General features: G+C 69.3%; 20 protein-coding genes. 14 read left to right on the top strand and 6 right to left on the bottom strand.

All coding sequences use genetic code 11. The annotated features are described in order from the left end of the window. The first annotated feature begins 71 nt into the window (after positions 1 to 71). From ACIPV2_RS07890 to ACIPV2_RS07875, 4 genes are all read left to right on the top strand, one after another. A complete protein-coding gene (locus tag ACIPV2_RS07890) occupies positions 72 to 461 on the top strand; it encodes a fluoride efflux transporter FluC (protein WP_400840049.1) in 390 nt (129 codons plus the stop codon). Beyond that, entirely contained in the window at positions 458 to 820 is a 363-nt protein-coding gene (locus ACIPV2_RS07885; protein WP_400840047.1) for a fluoride efflux transporter FluC, read from the top strand. The genes ACIPV2_RS07890 and ACIPV2_RS07885 overlap by 4 nt, the downstream gene beginning before the upstream one ends. Before the next feature lie 90 nt (positions 821 to 910). Continuing rightward, the gene (locus ACIPV2_RS07880; protein ID WP_400840045.1) at positions 911 to 1483 is read left to right on the top strand and encodes a TetR/AcrR family transcriptional regulator; all 573 of its coding nucleotides are present in this window, start codon (positions 911 to 913) and stop codon (positions 1481 to 1483) included. An 11-nt stretch (positions 1484 to 1494) separates the two neighbouring features. Next, positions 1495 to 4935, top strand: a complete 3441-nt coding sequence (locus ACIPV2_RS07875; RefSeq protein WP_400840043.1) for an efflux RND transporter permease subunit — start codon at positions 1495 to 1497, stop codon at positions 4933 to 4935. A gap of 94 nt (positions 4936 to 5029) precedes the next feature. Here the strand turns inward: ACIPV2_RS07875 and ACIPV2_RS07870 are convergent, their stop codons facing one another. Further along, entirely contained in the window at positions 5030 to 5947 is a 918-nt protein-coding gene (locus ACIPV2_RS07870; RefSeq protein WP_400840041.1) for an aldose 1-epimerase family protein, read from the bottom strand. 247 nt (positions 5948 to 6194) lie between these two features. Here ACIPV2_RS07870 and ACIPV2_RS07865 point away from each other — a divergent pair, with 247 nt between their 5' ends. Both ACIPV2_RS07865 and ACIPV2_RS07860 read left to right on the top strand, forming a co-directional pair. Further along, positions 6195 to 8441 carry a DEAD/DEAH box helicase gene (locus ACIPV2_RS07865; RefSeq protein WP_400840039.1) on the top strand — a complete coding sequence of 749 codons (2247 nt, stop codon included), beginning with the start codon at positions 6195 to 6197 and terminating at the stop codon, positions 8439 to 8441. A gap of 108 nt (positions 8442 to 8549) precedes the next feature. Then, positions 8550 to 8738 (top strand): hypothetical protein, encoded by a 189-nt coding sequence (locus tag ACIPV2_RS07860; protein ID WP_400840037.1) that lies wholly within the window; start codon positions 8550 to 8552, stop codon positions 8736 to 8738. A gap of 11 nt (positions 8739 to 8749) precedes the next feature. Here ACIPV2_RS07860 and ACIPV2_RS07855 read toward each other — a convergent pair whose 3' ends face one another. Further along, complete coding sequence (locus ACIPV2_RS07855; RefSeq protein ID WP_400840035.1) at positions 8750 to 10276, bottom strand: Rv2578c family radical SAM protein; 1527 nt, start codon at positions 10274 to 10276, stop codon at positions 8750 to 8752. Positions 10277 to 10370: 94 nt separating this feature from the next. Here ACIPV2_RS07855 and ACIPV2_RS07850 point away from each other — a divergent pair, with 94 nt between their 5' ends. Then, positions 10371 to 11300, top strand: coding sequence for a M15 family metallopeptidase (locus ACIPV2_RS07850; RefSeq protein ID WP_400840034.1), 930 nt, complete (start codon positions 10371 to 10373; stop codon positions 11298 to 11300). Between the two features lie 140 nt (positions 11301 to 11440). Beyond that, positions 11441 to 12604 (top strand): acyl-CoA dehydrogenase family protein, encoded by a 1164-nt coding sequence (locus tag ACIPV2_RS07845; protein WP_400840032.1) that lies wholly within the window; start codon positions 11441 to 11443, stop codon positions 12602 to 12604. Positions 12605 to 12613: 9 nt separating this feature from the next. Here ACIPV2_RS07845 and ACIPV2_RS07840 read toward each other — a convergent pair whose 3' ends face one another. Both ACIPV2_RS07840 and ACIPV2_RS07835 read right to left on the bottom strand, forming a co-directional pair. Then, on the bottom strand, positions 12614 to 14992 hold the full coding sequence (locus ACIPV2_RS07840; RefSeq protein ID WP_400840030.1) for an ATP-binding cassette domain-containing protein: 2379 nt from the start codon (positions 14990 to 14992) through the stop codon (positions 12614 to 12616). Positions 14993 to 15075: 83 nt separating this feature from the next. Then, complete coding sequence (locus ACIPV2_RS07835; protein WP_101187990.1) at positions 15076 to 15618, bottom strand: ECF transporter S component; 543 nt, start codon at positions 15616 to 15618, stop codon at positions 15076 to 15078. 136 nt (positions 15619 to 15754) lie between these two features. On the opposite strand from ACIPV2_RS07835, the gene recQ reads away from it, so the two are divergent. Then, the gene (gene recQ / locus ACIPV2_RS07830; protein WP_400840028.1) at positions 15755 to 17842 is read left to right on the top strand and encodes a DNA helicase RecQ; all 2088 of its coding nucleotides are present in this window, start codon (positions 15755 to 15757) and stop codon (positions 17840 to 17842) included. A gap of 111 nt (positions 17843 to 17953) precedes the next feature. Here recQ and ACIPV2_RS07825 read toward each other — a convergent pair whose 3' ends face one another. Next, the gene (locus tag ACIPV2_RS07825; RefSeq protein WP_400840026.1) at positions 17954 to 18367 is read right to left on the bottom strand and encodes an OsmC family protein; all 414 of its coding nucleotides are present in this window, start codon (positions 18365 to 18367) and stop codon (positions 17954 to 17956) included. Between the two features lie 91 nt (positions 18368 to 18458). Between ACIPV2_RS07825 and ACIPV2_RS07820 the strand changes: the two genes are divergently transcribed. The 5 genes from ACIPV2_RS07820 (at position 18459) to ACIPV2_RS07800 (ending at position 23683) form a co-directional block, all read left to right on the top strand. Next, positions 18459 to 19235 (top strand): methionine ABC transporter ATP-binding protein, encoded by a 777-nt coding sequence (locus ACIPV2_RS07820; RefSeq protein ID WP_400840024.1) that lies wholly within the window; start codon positions 18459 to 18461, stop codon positions 19233 to 19235. Continuing rightward, positions 19232 to 19903 carry a methionine ABC transporter permease gene (locus ACIPV2_RS07815; protein ID WP_400840022.1) on the top strand — a complete coding sequence of 224 codons (672 nt, stop codon included), beginning with the start codon at positions 19232 to 19234 and terminating at the stop codon, positions 19901 to 19903. The genes ACIPV2_RS07820 and ACIPV2_RS07815 overlap by 4 nt, the downstream gene beginning before the upstream one ends. 39 nt (positions 19904 to 19942) lie before the next feature. Beyond that, complete coding sequence (locus ACIPV2_RS07810; protein ID WP_400840020.1) at positions 19943 to 20761, top strand: MetQ/NlpA family ABC transporter substrate-binding protein; 819 nt, start codon at positions 19943 to 19945, stop codon at positions 20759 to 20761. A 151-nt stretch (positions 20762 to 20912) separates the two neighbouring features. Then, positions 20913 to 22979, top strand: coding sequence for an acyl-CoA dehydrogenase (locus ACIPV2_RS07805; RefSeq protein ID WP_400840018.1), 2067 nt, complete (start codon positions 20913 to 20915; stop codon positions 22977 to 22979). 119 nt (positions 22980 to 23098) lie between these two features. Further along, positions 23099 to 23683, top strand: a complete 585-nt coding sequence (locus ACIPV2_RS07800) for a DNA-3-methyladenine glycosylase I (RefSeq protein ID WP_400840016.1) — start codon at positions 23099 to 23101, stop codon at positions 23681 to 23683. Here the strand turns inward: ACIPV2_RS07800 and ACIPV2_RS07795 are convergent. Then, positions 23669 to 24415: a hypothetical protein gene (locus ACIPV2_RS07795; RefSeq protein ID WP_400840014.1), complete on the bottom strand. Its 747-nt coding sequence runs from the start codon at positions 24413 to 24415 to the stop codon at positions 23669 to 23671. The genes ACIPV2_RS07800 and ACIPV2_RS07795 overlap by 15 nt on opposite strands. Positions 24416 to 24435 lie beyond the last annotated feature (20 nt).

Below are 24435 nucleotides of genomic sequence, written 5' to 3'. Positions count from 1 at the left end.
GCGCCACCGCCTCGAGTCTATGCAACTCCGAGCGGGCGACCGCGGCGAGAGCTCGCGGCTAGAGTGGCGCCGTGACCACTCCGACCCCCGCGCGCACCGTGATGCGCCGGGCGGCGCTCGCTGCGGCGGGTGGCGCGGTCGGCACCGCCGCGCGGCTCGGACTCGGGATGCTCATCAGCGACGCCCCCATCGCGGTGCTCGTCGCCAACATCGCAGGAGCGCTGCTGCTCGGCATCCTGACCGCCCGCATCCCCGCCTCCAACCTGCGGATCCTGCTCGGCACCGGGATGCTCGGCGGCTTCACCACCTACAGCGCTTTCGCGGTCGACAGCGTGGAGCTGTGGGCGGGCTCGCCCGCGCTCGCCGGGGGATACATCGCCGCCAGCCTCGCCGGTGGGCTGATGGCCGCCTGGCTCGGGCTGCGGATCGGCGGGTCGCTCGGCCGCAGGACCGCCCCGTGAACCCGCTCGTGTTCGTCCTCGCCGCCGCGTGCGGCGGGCTGGGGGCCGCAGCCCGCTACCTGGTCGACATCGGCGTCGCGCGCGTGAGCCGCTCGCGCTTCCCGTGGGGTGTGATGGTGATCAACATCACCGGCTCCCTGCTGCTGGGATTGGTGGTCGGGATGCTTCCCGCCGCCGCCTTCGTGGTGGGCGCGGGCTTCCTCGGCGGGTACACCACCTTCAGCACCGCGATGGTCGATGCGCTCTCGCTGTGGCGCGATGGGAAGCCGGGCGCGGCGGTCGTGGATGTGGTCGGGATGCTCGTGCTCTCGCTCTCGGCGGCGCTGGTCGGCCTCGGCATCGGCGGTGCCCTGGGCTGAGGCTCTGACCATCAGCCCGTCCTGCCAGTCGCGCCATAGGTTGATGCGCACATAATGTACAGACGTACATCTTCGATGCCCGGGAGGGTCATGAGCGAGCCGTCACGCCGTCGCCGTGACCCCGAGGCGCGCCGTGCGGAGATCATCACCGCGGCCGCTGAGCTGATCCTCGAGGTCGGCGTGAGCGCAGTGACCCACCGTCTGATCGCCGCCCGCGCGGGTGTGCCGCTCGGCGCCACCACCCAGTACTTCGCCACGCTCGACGACCTGCGCTCGCAGGCCCTGCACCACCTGGTCACCGAGGTGGACGCGCACGTCGACGGCATCCGCGTGACCCTCGAGCAGCGCGGCGCGACTCCGGCGGTGCTCACCGAGCTCATCGTCCAGGCGCTCGCCGACGCGCGCGCGCTCGAGGCGGACAGGGCAGTCGTCACGGCAGCCGTCGACGACCCGCAGCTGCGCGCCATCGCGCGGCGCTGGTCGGAGCGGATGACCGGATTCCTCGTCCCCGCCTACGGCATCGAGCGGGCCACCGCGGCAGCCGTCTTCATCGACGGTGTGCTCTGGCACACCCGCATCCACGACCAGACGCTGAACGCGTCCCTCATCGAGAACGCCCTCACGGGCATCCTCGGCACCCATTCCACGACCACGAGCGACTGAAAGAGCACCGCGTGTCGAACCTCGCCATCCTCAGCCTGCGCAACCGCGCACTCATCGCGCTGATCACCATCGTGTCCGCTGTCTTCGGCGGGATCGCGCTCACGAATCTCAAGCAGGAGCTGATCCCCTCGCTCGAGCTGCCCGCGCTGGTGGTCATGAGCACCTACCCCGGTGCGTCACCCGAGGTGGTAGAGAACGACGTCTCCACGCCGATCGAGAACGCCATTCAGGGCGTCCCCGGCCTGGAGTCGAGCAGCGCCACGAGCACGACCAACGCCTCGATCGTGCAGGCGATGTTCGCCTACGGCACTGACCTCGCCACCGCCGAGCAGAAGATGCAGCAGGCGATCAACCGCATCTCGCCGCAGCTGCCCGACGACGTGAGCCCGCAGGTGCTCAGCGTCTCGATCGACGACTTCCCCGTCATCCAGATCGCCGTCACCGGATTCGACGACTCCGAGACCGCGCAGCAGGATCTCGAGACCACCGTGATCCCCGACCTCGAAGACGTCGACGGCGTCAACGCCGCCGAGATCGTCGGCGGCGTCGGCCAGCGCATCACGATCACTCCCGACCGGGCGAAGCTGTTCGCCGCCGGTCAGACGACTCAGTCGATCAGTCAGGCGCTCGAGCAGAACGGCGTGCTGCTGCCGGGCGGCGACATCACCGAGGGCGACCAGACGCTCACCGTGCAGTCGGGTGCGAAGCTCACCTCGGCGGAGGACATCGCCGCCCTCCCGCTGAGCGGCACGGATCTCACGATCGGCGAGGTCGCCGAGGTCACGCAGGTGGCAGACCCCGTCGCGTCGATCTCCCGCGTCGACGGCGAGGATGCACTGTCGATCGCTGTCACCAAGCTGCCCGCGGCGAACACGGTCGAGGTCTCGCAGGGTGTGCTGGCCGCGCTCGACGAGCTCGGCGAGACCTTCCCGGACGCCGAGTTCACCGTCATCTTCGACCAGGCGCCGTACATCCAGCAGTCGATCGAGACGCTCGCCACCGAGGGCCTGCTGGGCCTCGCCTTCGCCGTGATCGTGATCCTCGTCTTCCTGCTGTCGATCCGCTCGACCCTGGTCACCGCGATCTCGATCCCCACCAGCGTGCTGATCACCTTCATCGGGCTGCAGGCGTTCGGCTACTCGCTGAACGTGCTCACCCTCGGTGCGCTCACCATCGCGATCGGCCGCGTCGTCGATGATTCGATCGTCGTGATCGAGAACATCAAGCGGCACTATGTCGAGGGCGCCGACAAGGGGGCGGCGATCCGTCTGGCCGTGCGCGAGGTGGCATCCGCCATCACCGCCTCGACGATCACCACGGTCGCCGTCTTCCTGCCGATCGTGTTCGTCGGCGACATGGTCGGCGAGCTGTTCCGCCCGTTCGCGATGACGGTGACGATCGCGATGGTCGCCTCGCTGCTGGTCGCGCTGACGATCGTGCCGGTGCTGGCCTACTGGTTCCTGCGGCCCGGTAAGCCGCTGCTCGCCGCAGACGGCTCGCGCATCGATCCCGAGCATCCGGATGCCCCGCCCTCGGCCCTGCAGCGGATGTACCGGCCGATCCTCGGCTGGACCCTGAAGCACTCCGTGGTGACCGTCGTGCTCGCCGTGCTCGTGCTCGCCGGCACGCTTGCCGCAGCCCCGCTGATGAAGGTCAACTTCCTCAGCGACTCCGGCCAGAACACCATGACCGTCACGCAGGACATCGGCGAGACCGCGAGTCTCGAGGCTAAGTCGGAGGCGGCGAAGAAGGTCGAGAAGGCCCTCGAGGGCGTCGATGGGATCACGCACGTGCAGGCGTCGATCGGCTCGAGCGGCTCAGCCCTGCGTGACGCGTTCTCGGGCGGCGCTGGCATCACGTACTCGATCCAGACCAGCGACGACGCCGATCAGGAGACGCTGCGCGCCGACGTGCAGAAGAAGGTCGACGACCTCGACGACGCCGGTGAGATCACCGTCGCGGCGAGCTCGGGCGGATTCGGCTCGAGCGACATCGAGGTCACCGTGACCGCGCCGAACGCCGACGATCTGCAGACCGGCACCGACGCCCTGATGAAGGAGCTCGACGGGCGAGACGGCATCGGCCAGGTGACGAGCAACCTGTCGTCCTCGCTGCCGTACATCGCTGTGATCGTCGATCGGGATGCCGCCGCCGCGCGCGGACTCTCGGAGGTCGCGGTCGGCTCGATCGTGTCGGGCACGATGCGTCCGCAGCAGATCGGCTCGGTCGAGGTCGACGACAGCGCGCTCACGGTGTACCTCGTCGACCCCGAGCCGCCGACATCCGTCGACGCCCTCAAGCAGCTCTCGATCCCCACCGCGACCGGACCGGTGCCGCTGCAGGAGCTCGCGACCGTCGAGCAGCGCGAAGGCCCCATCTCGATCTCCACGGAGCAGGGCCGCCGCACCGCCACGATCACCGTGCCGCCGGCATCCGACGACCTCGCCGTCGCCACCGCCTCGGTGTCCGCGGCACTCGACGCGGTCGAGCTGCCCGATGGCACTCGCGCCGAGGTGGGCGGCGTCGCCGAGCAGCAGAGCGAGTCGTTCTCGCAGCTCGGGCTGGCGATGCTCGCGGCGATCCTCATCGTGTACGTGGTGATGGTGGCGACGTTCAAGTCGCTGCGTCAGCCGCTGCTGCTGCTCGTGTCGGTGCCGTTCGCGGCGACCGGGGCGATCCTGCTGCAGATCGCCACCGGCGTGCCGCTGGGTGTGGCCTCGCTGATCGGCGTGCTCATGCTGATCGGCATCGTGGTGACGAACGCGATCGTGCTCGTCGACCTGGTCAACCAGTACCGGTCGAAGGGGCTCACGACCCCCGAGGCGGTGATGGCGGGAGGCGAGAAGCGTCTGCGGCCGATCCTCATGACGGCACTCGCGACGATCTTCGCGCTGACGCCGATGGCGCTCGGCATCACCGGGCACGGCGGGTTCATCTCGCAGCCGCTCGCGATCGTCGTGATCGGCGGACTGGTGTCATCGACCGTGCTGACGCTCATCGTGCTGCCGACGCTCTACAACCTCGTCGAGGGGGCCAAGGAGCGGCGTCACGCGAAGCGGGCCGCACGGGGCGATGGCGACGACCCTCGGCCTCGTCCGAACAGCGACGATGGGGGCGGCCCGGTGCCGGGTGACGAGGGCGCGGCCGTCGATCCAGCCGCGGCTGCGTCCACGTCGTCTGATCCGGAGGCCCAGACGACCTCTGCTGCTCCTCAGACGGCGGCTGCGCCGCCCGCACCGCGGGATACGGCGACGGTGGTCGTGCCGGTTGAGTCGCGCGCGTCCGACTCCATGATGGCCGCCGCAGCAGCGGCGTCTGCGGCGGCGGCAGCCGCGTCGGCCGCCGCCGCTGCGGCATCCGTCTTCGCCACCGCGATCGCGGAGGGCGGAGAGCACCACCCGACCCGCCGCGAACTGCGCTCACGTGGGGCGACGCCGGAGACCGACGTCTGAGGCGGGTGGAGCGTCTCGCGAAACGCAGGAGAACACTCGAAACGCAGGAGCGGATCCGCTGGATCGTCCTGCGTTTCGAGTGAAGTCCGGAGATTCAGGCGAAGCGGATGCCCCACTGCAGAGTCCACGATTCGCCTTCGGCGAGCCGACGCAGGCCGCGGCCGGAGTTGAAGGCATCGGCCGGGGCCGTCATGGGCTCGATCGCCACGGCGAGCGGCTGGCCGGGGTACTTGGTGTTGGTGAACGCCTGCACGTAGTCGAAACCCGGTCCCTGCTGCAGCGTCACGGCGCGCCCGTCCGGGGCGGTGATCGTGGTGCGCACGAAGCCGTCGGCGTCTCGGTGCAGGTTCGCGTACCCGGTGTCGAGCTGCACGTCGCCGAGGCGACGGCCCTCGCGCAGGTCGGTCGCCGACGAGACCGGACTCTCGCCGACGGGCAGCATCCGGTCGTCGGTCTCGAAGTACGTCTCCGCCTGCAGCCGCAGGACGAGATCGCGCGCGTCGACGCCGCCGATGACGAAGAACGGGTGCGTGCCCAGGGCCACCGGGGCGGGGCCGGCCGAGTGGTTGGTGAGGGTGTGCGTGACGTCGATTCCGGCATCCGTCAGCGCGTATGTGACCGATGTCGCGATGAGGTACGGGTATCCGGTCTGCGGCACGATCCTCGCCGCGAGCGTGACGGACTCGTCGGTGTGCTCGGCGATCTCGTACGCCGTGTAGCGCAGCAGCCCGTGGCTGGCGTTGCGGAACTTCGGCTCGCTGATCGACAGCGCACGTTCGGTGTCGCCGTCCTGCCAGACGCCATCTCGGATCCGGTTCGGCCAGGGCGCCAGCACGACGCCAGAGCACGACGGGGTCGGCAGATCGGCCGGGTAGGGAGGCATGATCTCGACCCCGCCGACAGTCAGGTGACGCAGCGAGGCGCCGACCTGCGCGATCTGCGCCGTCACCTCTCCGCGTCGGAGGTGGATCTGGATGCCGGTGGGGGAGCCGATCACATCGTCGAGAGACATGCGGCCATCGTACGGCGGGCACTCTCCCAGCAAAGGGCGGTACTCTGGAAGGAGTCGGCTTCGAGCACCCGCGTCACGCGGTTCTTCCGAGCGCTGTTCATGCTCATTGTGAGCTCAGGGGCCGATGGTTCATAACCATCACATGAATGGCCCCGGTCGACGAACGCTCGGGTATGTCCCACGCGCGCTGATCTCTGTGCCCGCGGAGCGGACGCTGTTCTCGTGTCAGAGACAGTCAGGAAACACCATGCCCAAGAATGGCAAGCCCAAGGGCGGACGCCCGGCGCGCAACTTCGAGCCACGGTACGCGAAGAGCGGACCGTCGTTCCACGAGCGTCACTCCGGCGGACGTCCGTCGCGTGACGGCGATCGTCGGACGGATGCCGGAGAGCGCCGCTCCTTCTCATCGGACGCTCGTGCCGACCGCCGCCCCGGCAGCGTGAGCCCGAAGCACCGTGGCTACCGCCCCGCTGACGCCGAGGGATCGGCGCCGAAGGGACGCTGGTCGGACACCCAGCGCGCCGGCCGCGACGAAGCCCGTTCGATCCGCAACCGCGCGGAATCCGGACGCCGTGAGGCTCCGCACCACCGCGGGGACCGCGACGACCGTCGTGACGGTCGTGGCTTCGACCGCAACGACCGGTTCGGCCGGGATGCCCGTCCGGCGCGTGATGACCGTCAAGGCGGGTTCGACCGCAACGACCGCCAGACGCGGAACGACCGGGGAGGCTTCGAGCGGCGCGGCGGCTTCGATCGCGACGCGCGTCCCGCACGCGATGACCGCGGTGGATACGGTCGCCCCGATCGTTTCGACCGTGATGCCCGTCCGGCGCGGAACAGCCGTTTCGACCGCGACGCTCGTCCGGCGCGCGATGACCGCGGCGGATACGGTCGCCCGGAGCGCGACGCCCGTCCCGCTCGCGACGACCGTCGTGGCAGCTTCGACCGTGACGCCCGTCCGGAACGCGGCAACCGCTTCGACCGTGACGCCCGCCCGGAACGCGGCAACCGCTTCGACCGTGACGCCCGTCCGGAACGCGGCAACCGCTTCGACCGTGACGCGCGTCCGGCACGGGATGACCGCCGCGGCGGATCCGAGCGCAGCGAGCGCCCCCGCTTCGACCGTGACGCCCGTCCCGCGCGGCAGAACCGTGACGACCGTCCCAACCGCAGCGACTGGACCCGTGCTTCGGCAGGCTCAGCAGCCCAGACTCGGCATGAAGAGCAGGTCGATGTCGTGCACGAGCGGCTCGAGGCGGAGGCCGTCCAGGCCACCGAGGTCGCAGATGTGACCTTCGGCGACCTGGGCATCGGCTCGAACATCGTCGAGATTCTGAAGAACATGGGCGCCGAGACGCCGTTCCCGATCCAGGCGGCGACGATCCCCAGCATCCTGCAGGGCCGCGACGTGCTCGGCCGGGGCCGTACGGGCTCAGGCAAGACGATCGCGTTCGGCGCACCCCTCGTCGAGAGCATCCTGCTGTCGCAGAAGGGCACGCGCCGCGAGTTCGGACGCAAGCCCCGCGCCATCATCCTCGCGCCGACCCGCGAACTGGCACTGCAGATCGACCGCACCGTGCAGCCGATCGCGCGCAGCGTGGGCCTGTTCACCACGCAGATCTACGGCGGTGTGCCGCAGGCGCGCCAGGTGGGCGCCCTGAACAAGGGCGTCGACATCATCATCGGCACGCCCGGCCGCATCGAAGACCTCATCGAGCAGCGCAAGCTCGACCTCTCCGAAGTGCGCATCGCCGTGCTCGACGAGGCCGATCACATGGCCGAGCTGGGCTTCGCCGAGCCGGTGCAGCGCATCCTGCGCAAGACCGGAACGGCTCTCCCCGACGGCGCCACCAGCCAGAAGCTGCTGTTCTCGGCCACGCTCGACCGCGAGGTCGCCGCGATCGTCGATGAGTTCCTCGTCGACCCGGCGGTGTACGAGGTCGCCGGCGAGGACCAGGACTCCAGCACCATCGACCACCGCGTGCTCGTCATCGAGCACCGCGATAAGGCCGACGTGCTCACCTCGCTCGTCGACCGCGACGGCCAGACCCTCGTCTTCGCCCGCACCCGCGCCTACGCCGAGATGCTCGCCGAGCAGTTCGAAGACGCCGGCATCGCCGCTGTCTCGCTGCACGGCGATCTGAACCAGGCCAAGCGCACGCGCAACCTGCAGAAGCTGACCGCCGGCAAGGTGCAGGTGCTCGTCGCCACGGATGTCGCCGCCCGCGGCATCCACGTCGACGACATCGACCTCGTCGTGCAGGCCGATGCTCCTGACGAGTACAAGACCTACCTGCACCGTTCGGGTCGCACGGGTCGTGCCGGTCGCTCCGGTCGTGTGGTCACGCTGATCACCCGTCAGCGTCGCCGCCGTATGGAGGACCTGCTGAGCCGCGCCGAGATCGATGCGCCGTTCGAGCCGGCCACCCCCGGCGATGACCTGATCGAGGAGATCGCCGGCCGGATGCCGAGCGAGGCCGAACTCACCGCCTGACCTCGGTCAGAACTCCGAAGAAGCCGCCGGGATGCGACCTGCAAGGGCCGGATCCCGGCGGCTTCTGCATGTTTCTCCGGAGCTGCGAACGCACCTTAGTGTGGACGCATGGGATGGGAGGAGTGGGCCACAGCCGCAAGCACGGTCTGGTTCAGCATCGCTCTGGTGATCAGCGCGCTGGCGGGACTGCAGGGTCGCACGAAGCTCGGCTGGTTCGTGCTCGGCATGATCTTCGGCCCGCTGGCACTGCTCGTCCTGGTGTTCCTCACCAAGCCGCAGGTCAGATCCTTCGAGTAGAACCGGTCGAGTCAGAACAGCATGTCGGACGCGTCGGTGATCGTGCGGACGGATGCCGGAGCCGGGCGCTGCCGCATCCGCCGGCCGCGCATGCTGTCGTTCTCCTCTTCCGAGCGGGCGTCCAGCTCGTGCACGCGCATGAGTGGGCGGATGCGCCGGGCCAGCCACTGACGGTAGGCCTTCGGAGCCTCCACTGAGATGCCGGGGTACAGCCCCCGGTACGACGACAGCAGCTCCGGATGCTCGCGCTCCAGCCACTGGAAGAACCACGGCTTCACGCCCGGGCGCAAGTGCAGCGAGCCGTAGACGACATGATCGGCACCAGATTGCCTGATGCGCCGCAGCGCCTCGTCGATCGACGCGAGCGAATCCGTGAGGTGCGGCAGAACGGGCATCAGGAATACCCCGACGCGGAAGCCCGCGTCGCTGAGCGCGCGCACCGTGTCGAGCCGCGCCTGGGTGCTGGGGGTGCCGGGCTCGATCGCGTGCTGCAGTTCGTCGTCGTACATCGCGATCGACATCTGGATGTCGATCGGCACTCGCTTCCTCGCCTCGACGAGGAGGGGGATGTCGCGGCGGATCAGCGTTCCCTTGGTGAGGATCGACATCGGCGTGCCCGAGTCGGCGAGGGCCGCCACGATGCCCGGCATGAGCCGGTAGCGCCCCTCGGCGCGCTGATACGGGTCGGTGTTCGTGCCGAGGGCGACGGTTTCGTGCTTCCACGACCCGCGTCGCAGCTCGCGCTGCAGCACTTCGACCACGTTCGTCTTGACGACGATCTGCGAATCGAAGTCGGCGCCGCCGTCGAGATCGAGATACTCGTGGGTTCCGCGAGCGAAGCAGTTGTGGCTGACAACGCCATTCGCGATGAAGTCGCCGGTACCCGTCGTGATGTCCACGAGGTTGCGAAGGCCGGGGAGTGGATCGATGCTCACGACCCGAAGATCTGAGACTGTCTTCAACGCGAGGCCGTCGATGTCGACGCGCGGATTCGGGTGACCAATCCCGAAACCCACCAATGTGTTGTTGACGGTCAAGTGCGGGCGTTGGCCCACATGCGCATCCGCCACATGCTTCCAGCCGCGGTCGGTGAGGAACCGGTGATCGCCGCTCGCGACCAGCTCCGTTGCGTCCGCCAGCACCACGCGGTACGCGGGCTTCTGAGTAGACCACTTCGCTTCGACACGCGTCTTCACGTAGCGGCGGTAGGAGCCGCGCCGCTCAGTGCCGATGATCTCATCACCGACGTTCAGCTCTCCGAGCGGGCGCTGGATGCCGTCTGCGCAGAGCACGAGCGTGCTCGGATCCAGGCAGTAGACGCAGGCATGACTGCATCCGCGGTACGGGTTGACCGTCCAGGCGAACGGCATCTTGGAGGCGCCGGGCACGGCGTTCAGCGCAGACTTCGCCAGCACCTCGTGGAAGGTCATTCCGGCGAACTCGGGCGTGGTCACCGAGCGCACGATCCCGCTCCGGCTCTCCAGGCCGGGGAGCGCTTGGGCGTCGACGTCATCGACCGCCTGACCTTGCCATCTCATGCATCCATTCGAACAAAAAGACGGATTTCTGTCAACCGGTCGCCAGACCTTTGTTCGATCAACGCTGATGCGTCCGGTGGGGGACAATGGATCGGTGAACGCCGCGCAGTCCCGACACGTCGCGCGTGAACCGCTCGCCGTGCGGCTCGCCCTGCCGCTCGGTGTGCTGTTCACGGCGATCGCCTCGCTGGCGACCCTGTGCGGCGTGATCGCCGACAGCCCGACGACCCGCGCCGAGCTGCCCGCACCCGCCGCCGCGATGACGATCCCCGCTGTGGAGGTCGATGCCGAGCTGGCAGCGAATCCGTGTGCCGACGGCGCCGTCCGCGCAGCACTCGATGCGGGCGACGACGCGGCCGCCATCGCCGCGTTCGGCGGGGGCGCCGCGTTCCGCGAGGCGATCGTGAAGGGTAATGCCCCGTGCGTCTCACTCTCCGACCCGAACCGGTCGTGGGTGGTCGTCAACAAGCAGCGTCCGCTGGACCCGGTGAGCTTCGCTCCCGCATCCCTCGCAGACATCGGCCTCAGCGCCACCACCCGCTCGAACGAGCTGCGTCCCGAGCCGAAGGGCGCTCTCGAGTCGATGGCGGCCGACGCGAGCGAGGCGGGCGCGGGCACGATCGGGATCAACAACGGCTACCGATCGTTCGGCTTGCAGGAGAGCACCTACGGCGGGCACGTGCGCGAGAAGGGGCAGAGCGGAGCGGATGCCGTGTCGGCCCGCCCTGGCTTCAGCGAGCACCAGAGCGGTCTGGCCTTCGACCTCGTCGCGTGCGACCCGCGCTGCGGCGCCATCGAGACGTTCGGCGCGACGCCCCAGGGCCAGTGGGTCGCGGAGAACGGCTGGCGCTACGGATTCATCGTGCGCTACGAACCCGGACACACCGGCACCACCGGGTACGCACCCGAGCCGTGGCACATCCGCTACATCGGCCCCGAGCTCGCGTGGGCGTATCACGACGGCGGGTTCCACACCCTCGAGGAGTTCTTCGGGCTGCCGCCGGCGCCCGACTACAGCCACTGAGGCGCCGAAGCGCGACATCCCACAAACGCGGAACGCAGTGTCATCGTGTGTGAGACTTGTTCCCACAAGCGACTGTCCGGCGATGTCGTTCCGACCTAGACTCGCCGTGCGAGGACGCACACGATTTCGAGGAGGACGCCATGGAGCGCGACATCTACGAAGAGGATCACGAGGCCTTCCGCGACCTGGTCAAGGACTTCGTCAAGAGGCACGTTTCGAACGAGTCGATCGAGCGCTGGGATGCTGCGGGCGAGGTGGACCGCGAGACCATGCGGGCTGCCGGCGAAGCCGGGATCATCGGTCTCTCCGTCCCCGAGGAGTTCGGCGGCGCGGGCATGCTCCAGGACTACCGCTTCCGAGCGATCGTGAACGAAGAGGTCATCGGCGCCGGCGCCGGCTCGCTGGCGGGCGCCCTCGGCATCCAGGACGACCTGGCCGTGCCCTACCTCGTGCACATGGGCACGCAGGAGCAGAAGGAGAAGTGGCTGCCGCGCATGGCGACCGGCGAGATCCTCGGCGCGCTCGCGATGACCGACCCCGGCGCGGGCAGCGACCTGCGCGGTATCAAGACCAATGCGAAGAAGGTCGACGGCGGGTACATCCTCAACGGGGCCAAGACGTTCATCTCGTCCGGCACGACCGCCGACATCGTCGTCACCTTCGTCAAGACCGGCGAGGGCAACCGCCCTGACGCGTTCAGCCTGCTGATCGTCGAGAAGGGCATGGAGGGCTTCGACCAGGGCAAGAAGCTCAGCAAGATGGGCTTCCACGGCTGGGACACCGCCGAGCTCAGCTTCACCGACGTCTTCGTGCCCGACGAGAACCTCATCAGCGGCAAGGAGGGCCAGGGCTTCATCCAGCTGATGATGAACCTGCCGCTCGAGCGCCTGTCCATCGCCGTATCGGCAGCCGCCGTGATCCAGGCCGCCGTGAAGTGGACCGTCGACTACACGAAGAGCCGCGACGCGTTCGGCGAGCGGATCATCGACTTCCAGAACACCCGCTTCCGCATCGCCGACATGGCGACCACAGCCGACGCGGTGTGGGCGTACGTCGACCGCGGCCTCAGTGCCTACGCCGCCTCGCAGCTCACGGCCGAAGAGGCCGCGCAGCTGAAGTTCTGGGTGACCGAGCGCGAGTGGGAGGTGCTCGACACGGGGGTGCAGCTGCACGGCGGCTACGGCTACATCATGGAGTACCCGATCGCCCGCGCCTTCACCGACGCCCGCGTGCACCGCATCTACGGCGGCACCAACGAGATCATGCGCGAGATCGTCGGCCGTCAGATCGCCGGTAAGCGCTGAGAACAGAGGTCAGCGGGGCTGCCAGGGGAAGGTGAGGGCGAAGGCGACGGCGGATGCCAGCAGCAACCCGGCGATGAACACCGTGTCGCGTCTGCGCCACGGCACGAGGTGCCGCTCGGTTCGGGTGGGATACGCGCCGAAGGCACGGGCATCCATCGACAGAGCGACCCGCTCGGCATGCCGGATGCCGGAGGCGAGAAGCGGCACGATGTATCCCCAACCGCGCACGAGCCGGGCCAGCGGTCGGCGACCGCCGCCCTGGCCGCGCACCCGGTGCGCGGCGCGGATGATCGACAGCTCGTATCCGAACCGCGGAACGAAGCGGTAGGCGGCGAGGGCGGTGTAGCCGATCCGGTACGGCACGCGCAGCTGCTGCACGGTGGCGCGCACGAGGTCGGTTCCGCGAGTGGTGAGGCCGCCGATCAGCGCGAGGGCCAGGATCGCGGCCAGGCGCAGTGCGGTCGCGAGGCCGATCATCAGGGCGCCGGAATGCAGCGTCCAGTCGCCGATCCGCGCCAGGGGCGCCGTGTCGCGGACCTGCTCCGCATCGACCCACACGCCGAAGCCGACGCTGAGCACGGCGATGGTGACCGGCACGCCGAGCAGCAGCACCGCTGCGGTGCGGCGGGTGAGCCGGGCGCCGGTGATCATCATCGCGTAGGCGACGGCGAGGAAGATCGCCGGGGTGAGCAGATCGCGGGTGAACGCGAGCAGCGCCATCGCCGGAACGACGGCGCCGAACTTGGCGAGCGGGTTGATGCCGTGCAGCCAGAAGCGCGCCGGAACGGGGGCGTCGGCGTAGGGGTCGATCGGCGTAGGCTCGGTCGCCGGGGCGGCCGAAGGGCTCGTGGTGGGGGATGCCTGGGCATCCGGTTCGGTCTGCGCGAGCACCTCTGCGGCAGGGCCGGCGGCGATCACCTCGCCGTCGCCGACCAGCACGACATCCGTCGCGTACTCGGCGACCAGCCGTCGGTCGTGCGAGACGATGACGACGGTCGTGCCCGCGTGCTGCAGCTCCTGCAGCATGCCGAGCAGCTCGGCCGCGCGCGCCCTGTCCTGGCCGAACGTCGGCTCGTCGAGCGCGATCACCGCCGGGCGGGTGATCAGCGCGGTGCCGACTGACAGCCGCCGCTTCTCGCCGCCGGACAGCAGGAAGGGATGCACGCGCGCCTTCGCCGTCAGCCCGAAGCGGGCCAGCATGTCGTCGACGCGCTCGTCGATCTCGGCGGCGTCGATCCGCTGCAGGCGCAGACCGTGCGCGAGCTCGTCACGCACGGTTCCCGCGATGAACTGGTGCTCGGGGTTCTGGAAGACGAAGCCGGCGTGCGCGGCGAGCATGCGCGGGGTGGCGCGCCCGGCATCGAGCCCGTCGATCAGCACCGTGCCGCGCGTCGGCGGCACCACTCCGCCGAGCGCCTGAAGCAGGGTGGTCTTCCCCGCGCCGTTCGACCCCATGACGGCGGTGAACGAGCCGCGGGCGATGTCGAGGTGGGGCACGTCGAGCACACGGGCGCCACGCTTGTCGACGCCGAGGCCGCGCACGCTGATCGCCGGGGCGGTGCCGGAAGCGGCGGACGGCAGGCTGTGGTGCCGCGCAGTGTCTCCGGCGGCTGGCATCCGGTCGACAGGCGGCAGCACCCCCAGCTCGCGCAGGGTCTGCGCGTACTGCTGCAGCGTCTGCCCGGCCGGCCCGTCGAGCAGCAGGCGTCCGTCGTGATCAAGCACGATCACGCGAGTGGCGAGGCCGATGGCCGCGTCGACGTCGTGCTCGACGAGCACGATGGCGCGCTCCTCGGCATCCCGGATCAGCTCGCCCAGAGCAGCGTAGACGTCGCGCACGCCCTGCGGGTCGAGGTTGGCGGTCGGCTCGTCGAGCAGGATGACGCGCGAGCGGAGGGCGAGAGCGCACGCGATCGCCAGCCGCTGCCGTCCTCCGCCGGAGAGCAGGTCGGGATTCCAGCGGCGGCGGCTCCAGAGGCCGACGCGGCGCAGCGCCTGCTCGGCGCGGGCGAGCACTTCGGATGCCGGCAGCAGCAGGTTCTCGAGGGCGAAGGCGACCTCATCGAGCACTGTTCCGGTCACGAGCTGCGAGTCGGGGTCCTGGAAGACCATCGACACCGCGGTGCTCAGCTGCGCCACCGGGGTCGTGCGGGTGTCGCGGCCGGACACCTGCACGGACCCGGTCGTCGTCGTGTTCTCGACCGACTGCGGGATCAGGCCGTTCAGAGCGAGGGTGAGAGTCGACTTGCCCGATCCGCTCGGACCGAGCAGCAGCACCACTTCACCCGGATGCACGTCGAACGAGACGTCCTGCAGTGCGGGGTGCGCGGCGCCCTCGTGCGTGACGCTGAGGTCGCACACGCGAAGCAGGGGCGCGGAAGGGCGCACGGGCGGATCCTCTGTGAGCGGGCGGTTCCCTCTAACTTAGCCTGACCTAACCTGCTCGGTGCGTCGGTCCTGGCCGCCGGGTCTCACCGCGGAGCGACGCCGGCTCGCCTGAGCGCGTTCCCGATGGCGATCCCGGCGGCGGTCCATGCGATGGGCCCGAGCACGGCGACGATCAGGTAGCTGACCTGCACCCAGGGCGTGAAGGCGGGCAGATCGACCGCGAGGGCGACCACGAATGCCACGATCACGCCGATGATCGCCGCCGATACGAAGAAGCGCCAGCGCCCCCAGGCGCGGTAGCGGGTGAGAGCGGCCACGCCTTCCTGGATCGCGCCGAAGAGCAGGGCGGTGCCGATGTACCGCATCGCCCACATCGGCGTGAACGCGCTCGAGATGAGGGCCGCGATGACGTGGGTGATCAGCGCCACCATCGGCTTGCGCAGCACCTCCTGCGCGATGATGCCCGGCAGCACGTGCACGCCGAGCACCAGGCCGTACACGAAGGGGGCGGACGCGATCACGACCACGGTGATGAGCCCGGCCACGCCGCCGAGGATGCCTGTGGCGACGCCGATGGCAGCGCAGACGAGAAGGGTGCGCGTGCTCAGCGCGGGTCGGGATGCCACCCCTCCAGGGTATCGGGCGCCACCGACCCCTGCTGCGGTCCGGGCCGGGTATACGGTCCGAGGGCCGAGGTGCCGCGTGCATATGCGGCTGTGGACGGCCGGCCACGATGTCGGCGCCGGTGGCTACGCTGGAGGGATGCGTCCATCGAACTGGGTCCCTGAGCCTGTCGTAGGGCCGTACGAGGACATGCCGTACCCCGACGATCCCTACGACGAGCTCCCACCCGAAGAGCTGGACTGGGTGCCGCCGGAGGCAGGCTGGGAGCCGCCGCTCGACTGGGGCTCGGGCCCGATGATGCCGGCGGCGAGGGTGGCGCGCGCCCAGGCATCCGGCATCGCACCCTCGAGGTTCCCGACGCCGATCGAGGCGCTGCGCACCGTCTTCGGGTACGACGCGTTCCGCGGCGATCAGGCCGCGATCGTCGAGCACGTCGTCGGCGGGGGAGACGCCGTCGTGCTGATGCCCACCGGCGGCGGCAAATCGATCACGTATCAGGTGCCTGCACTCGTGCGCGAGGGCACCGGGCTGGTCATCAGCCCGCTCATCGCGCTCATGCACGACCAGGTCGAGGCGCTGCGCGCGAACGGCGTGCGCGCCGCGTATCTGAATTCGACGCAGGCGCCAGACGAGCGCCGCGAGGTCGAGCGCGCCTATGTCGCCGGCGAGCTCGACCTGATCTACGTCGCCCCCGAGCGGCTGTCGTCGGCGCAGACCACGCAGCTGCTGCAGCGCGGCACGCTCAGCGTGATCGCCATCGACGAGGCGCACTGCGTCTCGCAGTGGGGTCACGACTTCCGGCCCGACTACCTCGCTCTGGGTGACCTCGCAGAGCGGTTCCCCGGTGTGCCGCGAATGGCTCTCACCGCCACGGCGACCCGCGCGACGCACCAGGAGCTCACCGAGCGCCTCGGCCTGCAGCGCGCCGAGCACTTCGTCGCGAGCTTCGACCGCCCGAACATCCAGTATCGGATCGTGCCCAAGGTCGAGGTGCGCCGCCAGCTCGTCGAGTTCATCAGGTCCACCCTTCGACCGGCTCAGGGGTCCAGTTCTCAAGGCTCGGGAATCGTGTACGCCCTCAGCCGCAAGTCCGTGGAGCAGACGGCCGAGCATCTGGTATCCAAGGGATTCGACGCGCTGCCGTACCACGCCGGCCTTCCCGCCGAGGTGCGCGCGGCGAACCAGGCCCGGTTCCTCCGCGAGGACGGTGTGGTCATGGTCGCGACGATCGCCTTCGGCATGGGCATCGACAAGCCTGACGTGCGCTTCGTCGCGCACATCGACCTGCCGAAGTCTGTCGAGGGCTACTACCAGGAGACCGGTCGCGCGGGACGCGACGGCGAGCCCTCGGTCGCGTGGATGGCATACGGGCTGGGTGACGTCGTGCAGCAGCGACGGCTCATCGACCAGAGCCCGGGCGACCGCACCTTCAAGATGCGGATGGGTCAGCACCTCGACGCCATGCTCGCGCTCTGCGAGACCGTCGCCTGCCGGCGGCAGAATCTGCTGCGCTATTTCGGCCAGAGCCTTCCCCAGGCTGGGTTCCTGAGTGAAAGAGGCGGAGCCGAGAGAGTCGAAGGATGCGGCAACTGCGACACGTGCCTCGAGACGCCCGACACCTTCGACGGACTGGTCCCCGCGCAGAAGCTGCTGTCGACGATCGTGCGCCTGAAGCGCGAGCGCAACCAGGCGTTCGGCGCCGGGCACCTGATCGACATCCTGCGCGGAGCCTCGAATGACCGCATCCGCAAGATGCGCCATGAGCAGATCGCCACGTACGGCATCGGCGCCGACCTGTCCGACCAGGACTGGCGCAGCGTCGTGCGGCAGCTCCTGGCGAGGGGCATCCTGGTCGCCCAGGGCGAGTACGGCACGCTCGCCCCGGGCGACGCGGCGTCCGGCGTGCTGCGCGGCGAGACCGCCGTGCCGCTGCGCAAGGACACCATGGGTCGCGTCGGCGGCTCGTCACGTGCGCGCAAGGCGCCGGCATCCGCCGCGGTGGATGCCGGAGACCGCGACCTCTTCGAGGCGCTGCGGGCCTGGCGTGCGGCGACCGCCCGCGAGCAGGGCGTGCCCGCGTACATCGTGTTCGGCGACGCGACGCTGCGCGCACTCGCCGAGCGCCGCCCGACGACCGTGGCGGGTCTGGGCGGTATCAGCGGCATCGGCGAGAAGAAGCGGGACGCCTACGGCGAAGCCGTGCTCGAGGTGATCGCGGCGCACTGAGGTGGGCCGCACGAAATACCGGAGTTCGCTCGGAACACAGGAGCCGATCGGCAGAAGCATCCTGCATTTCGTGCGAGCTCCTGCGATTCGCGAGCGCTGATGGCGCCAGCCTCAGCCGGCGTACTCCTCCGCGTGCACCTGCACGGTCGTCGCCCCCTGCAGCAGCTTCGACACCGGGCAGCGCGCATGCGCGCGAGCCAGCAGATCGGCCGTCTCGTCCAGCGTCAGCCCCTCTGCCGACAGGTACGTGTCGACATGGAACTCGTACCCGGGACCCTCGGAAGCATCGTGCAGCTCGACCTCGATCCGCACCGCCGTGCGGCGTTCACGCTTCACCAGCGCCTGCGCGGTCGCGTTCAGACACGTCGACCAGGCCAGCGCGAGAAGCTGCTCCGGGTTCGAGGCATCCGGGTCAGGATTCGACGCCAGGGGCGAAGCCACCGGCACCTCCATGCCACCCGTCACCCGAGCCGTGCCCGTTCCGCCGTCGCCGTTGATCGCTTCCGTCCGGTACCTGAGGGTCATAGCTCAACTATAATTTGGATCACGTACAGAAAAGGCCGCTCGGCCTGATCAGGGCCGACAGCAGGCCCACCACCCCACCCTGAAAGACGCGATGGCCACCGACCTGCCCGCGATCGTGGAGTTCCGCCATGTCACCAAGCGGTTCCGCCCCGACGCCGACGAGCGCCCAGCACTCGACGACGTGACCCTCAGCATCCGCCCCGGCGAGATCTTCGGCATCATCGGCGAGAGCGGCGCTGGCAAATCGACCCTGCTCGAGCTGATCAACGGCCTCACTCACCCGACGACCGGCGACGTGCTCGTCCGCGACGCCTCGGTCGCGGACCTCGACCGGTCCGGCCTGCGCGCCCTGCGCCGAGACATCGGCGTCGTCTTCCAGGGCGTCCACCTGCTCAGCAACAGCACCGTGCGCGACAACGTGCGCCTGCCGCTGCATCTCGCCGAGCGCAGCGAGAAGCGCCTGGCCCGGCCGCAGCAGCGGGATGCCGTCGACGAGATCCTCTCGTTCGTCGGCCTCTCGCACCGCGCCGATCACTTCCCCGCTCAGCTCTCCGGCGGCGAGCGGCAGCGGGTGGGCCTCGCCCGTGCCCTCGTCTCCAAGCCGCCGCTGCTGCTCTGCGACGAGCCCACCTCCTCGCTCGACGCCTCGACCACGGCCGACGTGCTGCGCGTGCTCGCCGACGCCCGCGACAAGCTGGGCACGACCGTCATCGTCATCACCCACGACCTCGACGTGGTCAAGGCGGTCTGCGACCGCGCCGCGCTGCTCGAGAAGGGCCGCCTGCGCGAGGTCTTCGACATCGACGCGGCGGGCCCTCGGTCGCTGCCGAGCTACTACGAGCAGGTCAAGCGGGAGCTGACGGCATGACCTGGCTCACCGACCTCCTCTCCGAGTACGGCGGCGACCTCGCCGAGTCGATGGCCGAGACCGGGTACATGATGCTCGTCTCGCTGCTCGCGGCCGTGCTCATCGGCCTGCCGCTTGGAACCGTCGTGTACCTCACCGAGCGCGGCGGCATCGCCGAGAATCGCGCAGTCAACACCGTCGCGAATCTCTACATCAACATCGTCCGATCGTTCCCGTTCCTGCTGCTCGTCGTCTTCCTCATCCCGTTCACCCGCGCGATCATCGGCACGAGCTTCGGCACCCAGGCCGCCACCCTGCCCCTCTGCTTCGTCGCCGTCGCGATCTACGCCCGACTCACCGAGCAGATCCTGAGAGAGATCCCCGCCGGCATCTCGAAGGTCGCGGTCGCGTCCGGGGCGACGGTTCCGCAGGCGGTGTTCCGGATGCTGCTGCCCGAGGCCCGCTCGGGACTCGTCTACGCTCTGACCTCTGCCGCGATCAGCCTGCTGTCGTACTCCACCGTGCTGGGCGTGGTCGGCGGCGGCGGCATCGGCGACTTCGCGATGCGCTACGGCTACCAGGTCTACAACGACAACCTCATGTACCTCACGATCGTCATCATCATCGTCTGCGTGCTCGCCATCCAGGCCGTCGGGCACCGCACCTCCGTGCGGCTCGACCACCGCTGAATCCCTGCATCCCGAAACCCCATTGAAACGGAAGACACCATGAACAAGTCACGCCTCGCCTTCGCAGCCGCCGGGCTCGGGCTCGCCCTCGCCGTCACCGCCTGCGCGCCCGCAGCCGAGAAGAAGCCGGATGCCGGTGCCGGTGAGCCCACCGTGCTCAAGGTCGCCGCTGTGCAGGCGCCGATGACCGACGTCGTGAAGGCCGCCGGCGAGGCGATCGACGACGGCTACGAGGTGCAGCTCGTCGAGGTCGCCGACTACATCACCGCGAACACGATCCTGAACAGCGGCGACGTGTACGCGAACTTCTCGCAGCACGTGCCCTATATGGAGACGTTCAACGAGGGCAACGACGCGAGCCTCGTCGGCGTGCAGCCGGTGTACAACTTCGTCATCGCGTTCTACTCGAAGACCCTCGACGACATCGCCGACCTGCCCGACGGCGGCAAGGTCGCCATTCCCGACGACCCGTCCAACACCGGCCGCGCGCTCAAGCTGCTCGCCGCGAACGATGTCATCACGCTCGACCCCGAGGTCGACCCGTATGAGGCCACCGTGAAGGACATCGCCGAGAACCCGAAGAACCTCGAGTTCGTGCAGGTGCCGATCTCATCGCTGAACGCCGCGTACGAAGAGGCCGACCTCGTCTTCCAGTGGCCCTCGCACATCAAGGCGCTCGGACTCACCCCCGACGAAGACGGACTCATCACCGAGCTCGACGACCGTTTCGCGCTCAACCTGGTGGTGCAGAAGAAGGACGCCGAATCCAAGGCGACCAAGGCGCTGAAGAAGGCGTTCACGAGCGACGAGGTGCGCGAGGTCATCGAGGGCAACGGCACCATCAAGACCGCCTGGTGAGGTGCGGTCGCCGTCGCTGACTGTCGCGACGTGACAACGGGAGGCGGGGTCGACACCGGATGGTCTTGTGCCAAGAGCACAGCCGACTTCGCCTCCTGTTGTCGGACTCCTACGGTTGAGGCATCCCTGCTCCTTTCTGAGAGGCACCGCAATGGTCGACGCCGCCATCCGCCCCACAACCCTCGCCGACGCCCGCACCGCGGCCCCCGACACCCGCACGATCGACGTCGATCGCGTGAACGAGCTGCTGATGGGCACCTGGGCCGATATCCGCCGCGAAGCCCGCGAGATGATCAAGGAGCCCGCCTTCTGGCGCGATGACAGCCTCGCGAAGGACGAGCACCGCGAGCGCGTGCTCTCGCAGCTGCACCTGCTGGTCGAGAACGGCGCCGTGCACCGCGCGTTCCCGAAGAAGTTCGGCGGCGAGGAGAACAACGGCGGCAACATCGCCGGCTTCGAGGAGCTGGTCGCCGCAGACCCCAGCCTGCAGATCAAGTCGGGTGTGCAGTGGGGTCTGTTCGGCTCGGCCATCCTGCAGCTTGGCACCGAGCAGCACCACGAGAAGTGGCTGCCCGGGGTGATGGACCTGTCGATCCCCGGCGCCTTCGCGATGACCGAGATCGGCCACGGGTCAGACGTCGCAGCCGTCGGCACGACCGCGACGTACGACCCGCAGGCCGAGGAGTTCGTGATCAACACGCCGTTCCGCGCGGCGACCAAGGAGTACCTTGGCAACGCCGCCCTGCACGGGGTCGCCGCGACGGTGTTCGCGCAGCTGATCACCAATGGCGTCAACCACGGCGTGCACTGCTTCTACGTGCCGCTGCGCGGAGACGACGGCAGCGACCTGCCCGGCATCGGCCGCGAGGACGACGGTCTCAAGGGCGGGCTCAACGGCATCGACAACGGCCGCCTCAGCTTCGACCACGTGCGCATCCCCCGCACCAACCTGCTCAACCGCTACGGCGACGTTTCCGCCGACGGCACCTACTCGAGCGAGATCGAGAGCCCCGGCCGCCGCTTCTTCACCATGCTCGGCACCCTGGTGCAGGGTCGCGTCTCGCTCGATGGCGCGGCGTCCTGGGCATCCGCCCTCGGCCTGCACATCGCGGTCACCTACGCCACCCAGCGCCGGCAGTTCGACGGCGCCAACGGCGAGGAGACGGTGCTGCTCGACTACGGCAAGCACCAGCGCCGCCTGCTGCCGCGCCTCGCGACCACCTACGCGCAGATCTTCGCGCACGATGAGTTCCTGCAGAAGTTCGACGGCGTCTTCTCGGGCCGCACCGACACCCCCGACGACCGCGAAGACCTCGAGACGCTGGCCGCCGTCCTCAAGCCGCTGTCGACCTGGCATGCGCTCGACACCCTGCAGGAGGCCCGTGAGGCCTGCGGCGGCGCCGGCTTCATGTTCGAGAACCGTCTCGTCGGCCTGCGGGCCGACCTCGACATCTACGTCACCTTCGAAGGCGACAACAACATCCTGCTGCAGCTGGTCGGCAAGCGCCTGCTGCAGGACTTCGCCCGCCAGTTCAAGGGGGCGGATGCCCGGACTCTCGCGCGGTACGCCGTCGGGCAGACCGCGGGCAAGGTGTTTCACGGTGCGGGCCTGCGCGCGCTCGGCCAGTCCGTCGCCGACTTCGGCTCGACGGCGCGATCGGTCGAGCTGGGACTGCGTGAGGAGCAGCAGCACGAGCTGCTCACCGAGCGGGTGCAGCAGATGGTCGCCGACATCGCCGGCCGCCTGCGCGCGGCGGGCAAGGACAAGGTGCTCGGCGAGAAGCTGTTCAACGAGAACCAGGCCGAGCTGATCGAGGCCGCACGCGCGCATGGCGAGCTGCTGCAGTGGGAGGCGTTCACCGACGCCATCCGCAAGATCGACGACGCCGACACCCAGCAGGTGCTCACCTGGCTGCGCGACCTGTTCGGCCTGCAGCTGATCGAGAAGCACCTCGCCTGGCACATGATCCACGGCCGCCTGTCGATGCAGCGCGCCGCCGCGGTCTCCAGCTACATCGACCGGCTGTGCGCCCGGCTTCGCCCGCACGCCCTCGAGCTCGTGCAGGCGTTCGGGTACGAGCCCGAGCACGTGCGCGCACCCATCGCGAGCGGAGTCGAGCAGCAGCGTCAGGACGAGGCACGCGCCTACTACGCCGCTCTCGAGGCATCCGGCGAGGCGCCGGTGTCGGAAAAGGCACTGAAGCAGCAGAAGCGCTGACCGTCGGCGCCCCCTTCTGCTGTCGAGGCCCCCTCGCAGTCACGCGACTGCGAGGGGGCCTCGATGCTCAGCGGGGGTGCCGACGCACGCGCTTCCGACCCCGCGGGTAACGTGGCGGCATGGCATCCCTCATCACCGCCGCCGACGGGCGCGCCCGCTGCGCATGGGTCGGCGACGACGCGGAGTACCGGCGCTACCACGATGAGGAATGGGGGCGCCCGCTGCACGGCGACCGCGCGCTGTTCGAGAAGATGGCGCTCGAGGGCTTTCAGGCCGGGCTGAGCTGGATCACGATCCTGCGCAAGCGGCCGCGCTTCCGCGAGGTCTTCGCCGGCTTCGACCCCGCCACGGTCGCCGCTTTCGGCGCCGACGACGTCGAGCGGCTGATGGCGGATGCGGGAATCATCCGCAACCGGGCCAAGATCGACGCCACGATCTCCAACGCCGCACTGGTGCGGGACATGGCCGAGGGCGAGCTGGATGCCCTGATGTGGTCGTACGCGCCGACGGCATCCCGCCCCCGCCCTCGCGAGTTCGCCGAGGTGCCGGCGGTCACGCCCGAGTCGACGGCTTTGAGCAAGGCGCTGCGCGCCCGCGGTTTCCGCTTCGTCGGGCCGACGACCATGTACGCGCTGATGCAGTCGTCGGGCATGGTCGACGACCACGTCGAGGGGTGCTGGCGAGCCGCGTCAGGAAGAGGATGACGGGAGCGCCGTCACGTCGAACTGCACCAGGGCGTCCTGCTCGGGAACGACCGCGACCGCCTGCCGGCGTGCGGAACCGCGCTGCAGCAGGGCGCTGTCGAAGGCTGCGTTGACGGTATACACGCCGGGATAGGCGAGGTAGTCCGCTGCGGGCGTCGTGGGGTCGGTCGAAAGCGTCTCGGCGATACCAGGCACCGTGAACGGCGCCGGTTCCATGCTCGCGAGGCTCCGTACCGCGACGACCGACAGCCACACCGTCAGCGATTGCCGCAGCTCCCACTCCTGCGCTTCGTCGTTCCAGCCGACGGCGAGCGACGAGCTGTGCTGTTCGCCGTCGAGGGTGAAGTCGAACGAGACGCGGCGTGCGTCGCCGTCCGAGCCCGGCTCCAGCTTCGAGGTCTCATCTACGGAGACGTCGGTGATGCGCTGCTCGGCCTTCTCGAGCACGGCCGACGATCTGAGCGTATCGAGATCGCCGAACTCCGAACGGCTCGTCTGCTCGGTCTCGCGCTTGACCGCAGCATCGTCGAGCGCTGCAGCGGCGTCGGCATCCCCTTGGGCGATCGCGCCCAGATACCGTTTCACGAGCGGCACGGGATCCGGGCGTGCCGACGCCCCCGCAGCGCAGCCGCTCAGCGTCAGCATCGTGACGAGCGCGAGCGCGAGCGCGAGCGCCGCGCTCCGATGGGCAGTCCGGCTGCGCACATGGCCGAAGCTCTTCGCAGGACTCATGCAGAAGAGACTAATGCGCC

Origin of the sequence: Microbacterium sp. NPDC089987, from assembly GCF_044748505.1 — a bacterium.
GTDB lineage: Bacteria > Actinomycetota > Actinomycetes > Actinomycetales > Microbacteriaceae > Microbacterium.
This window is presented reverse-complemented; position numbering and strand designations above follow the sequence as displayed.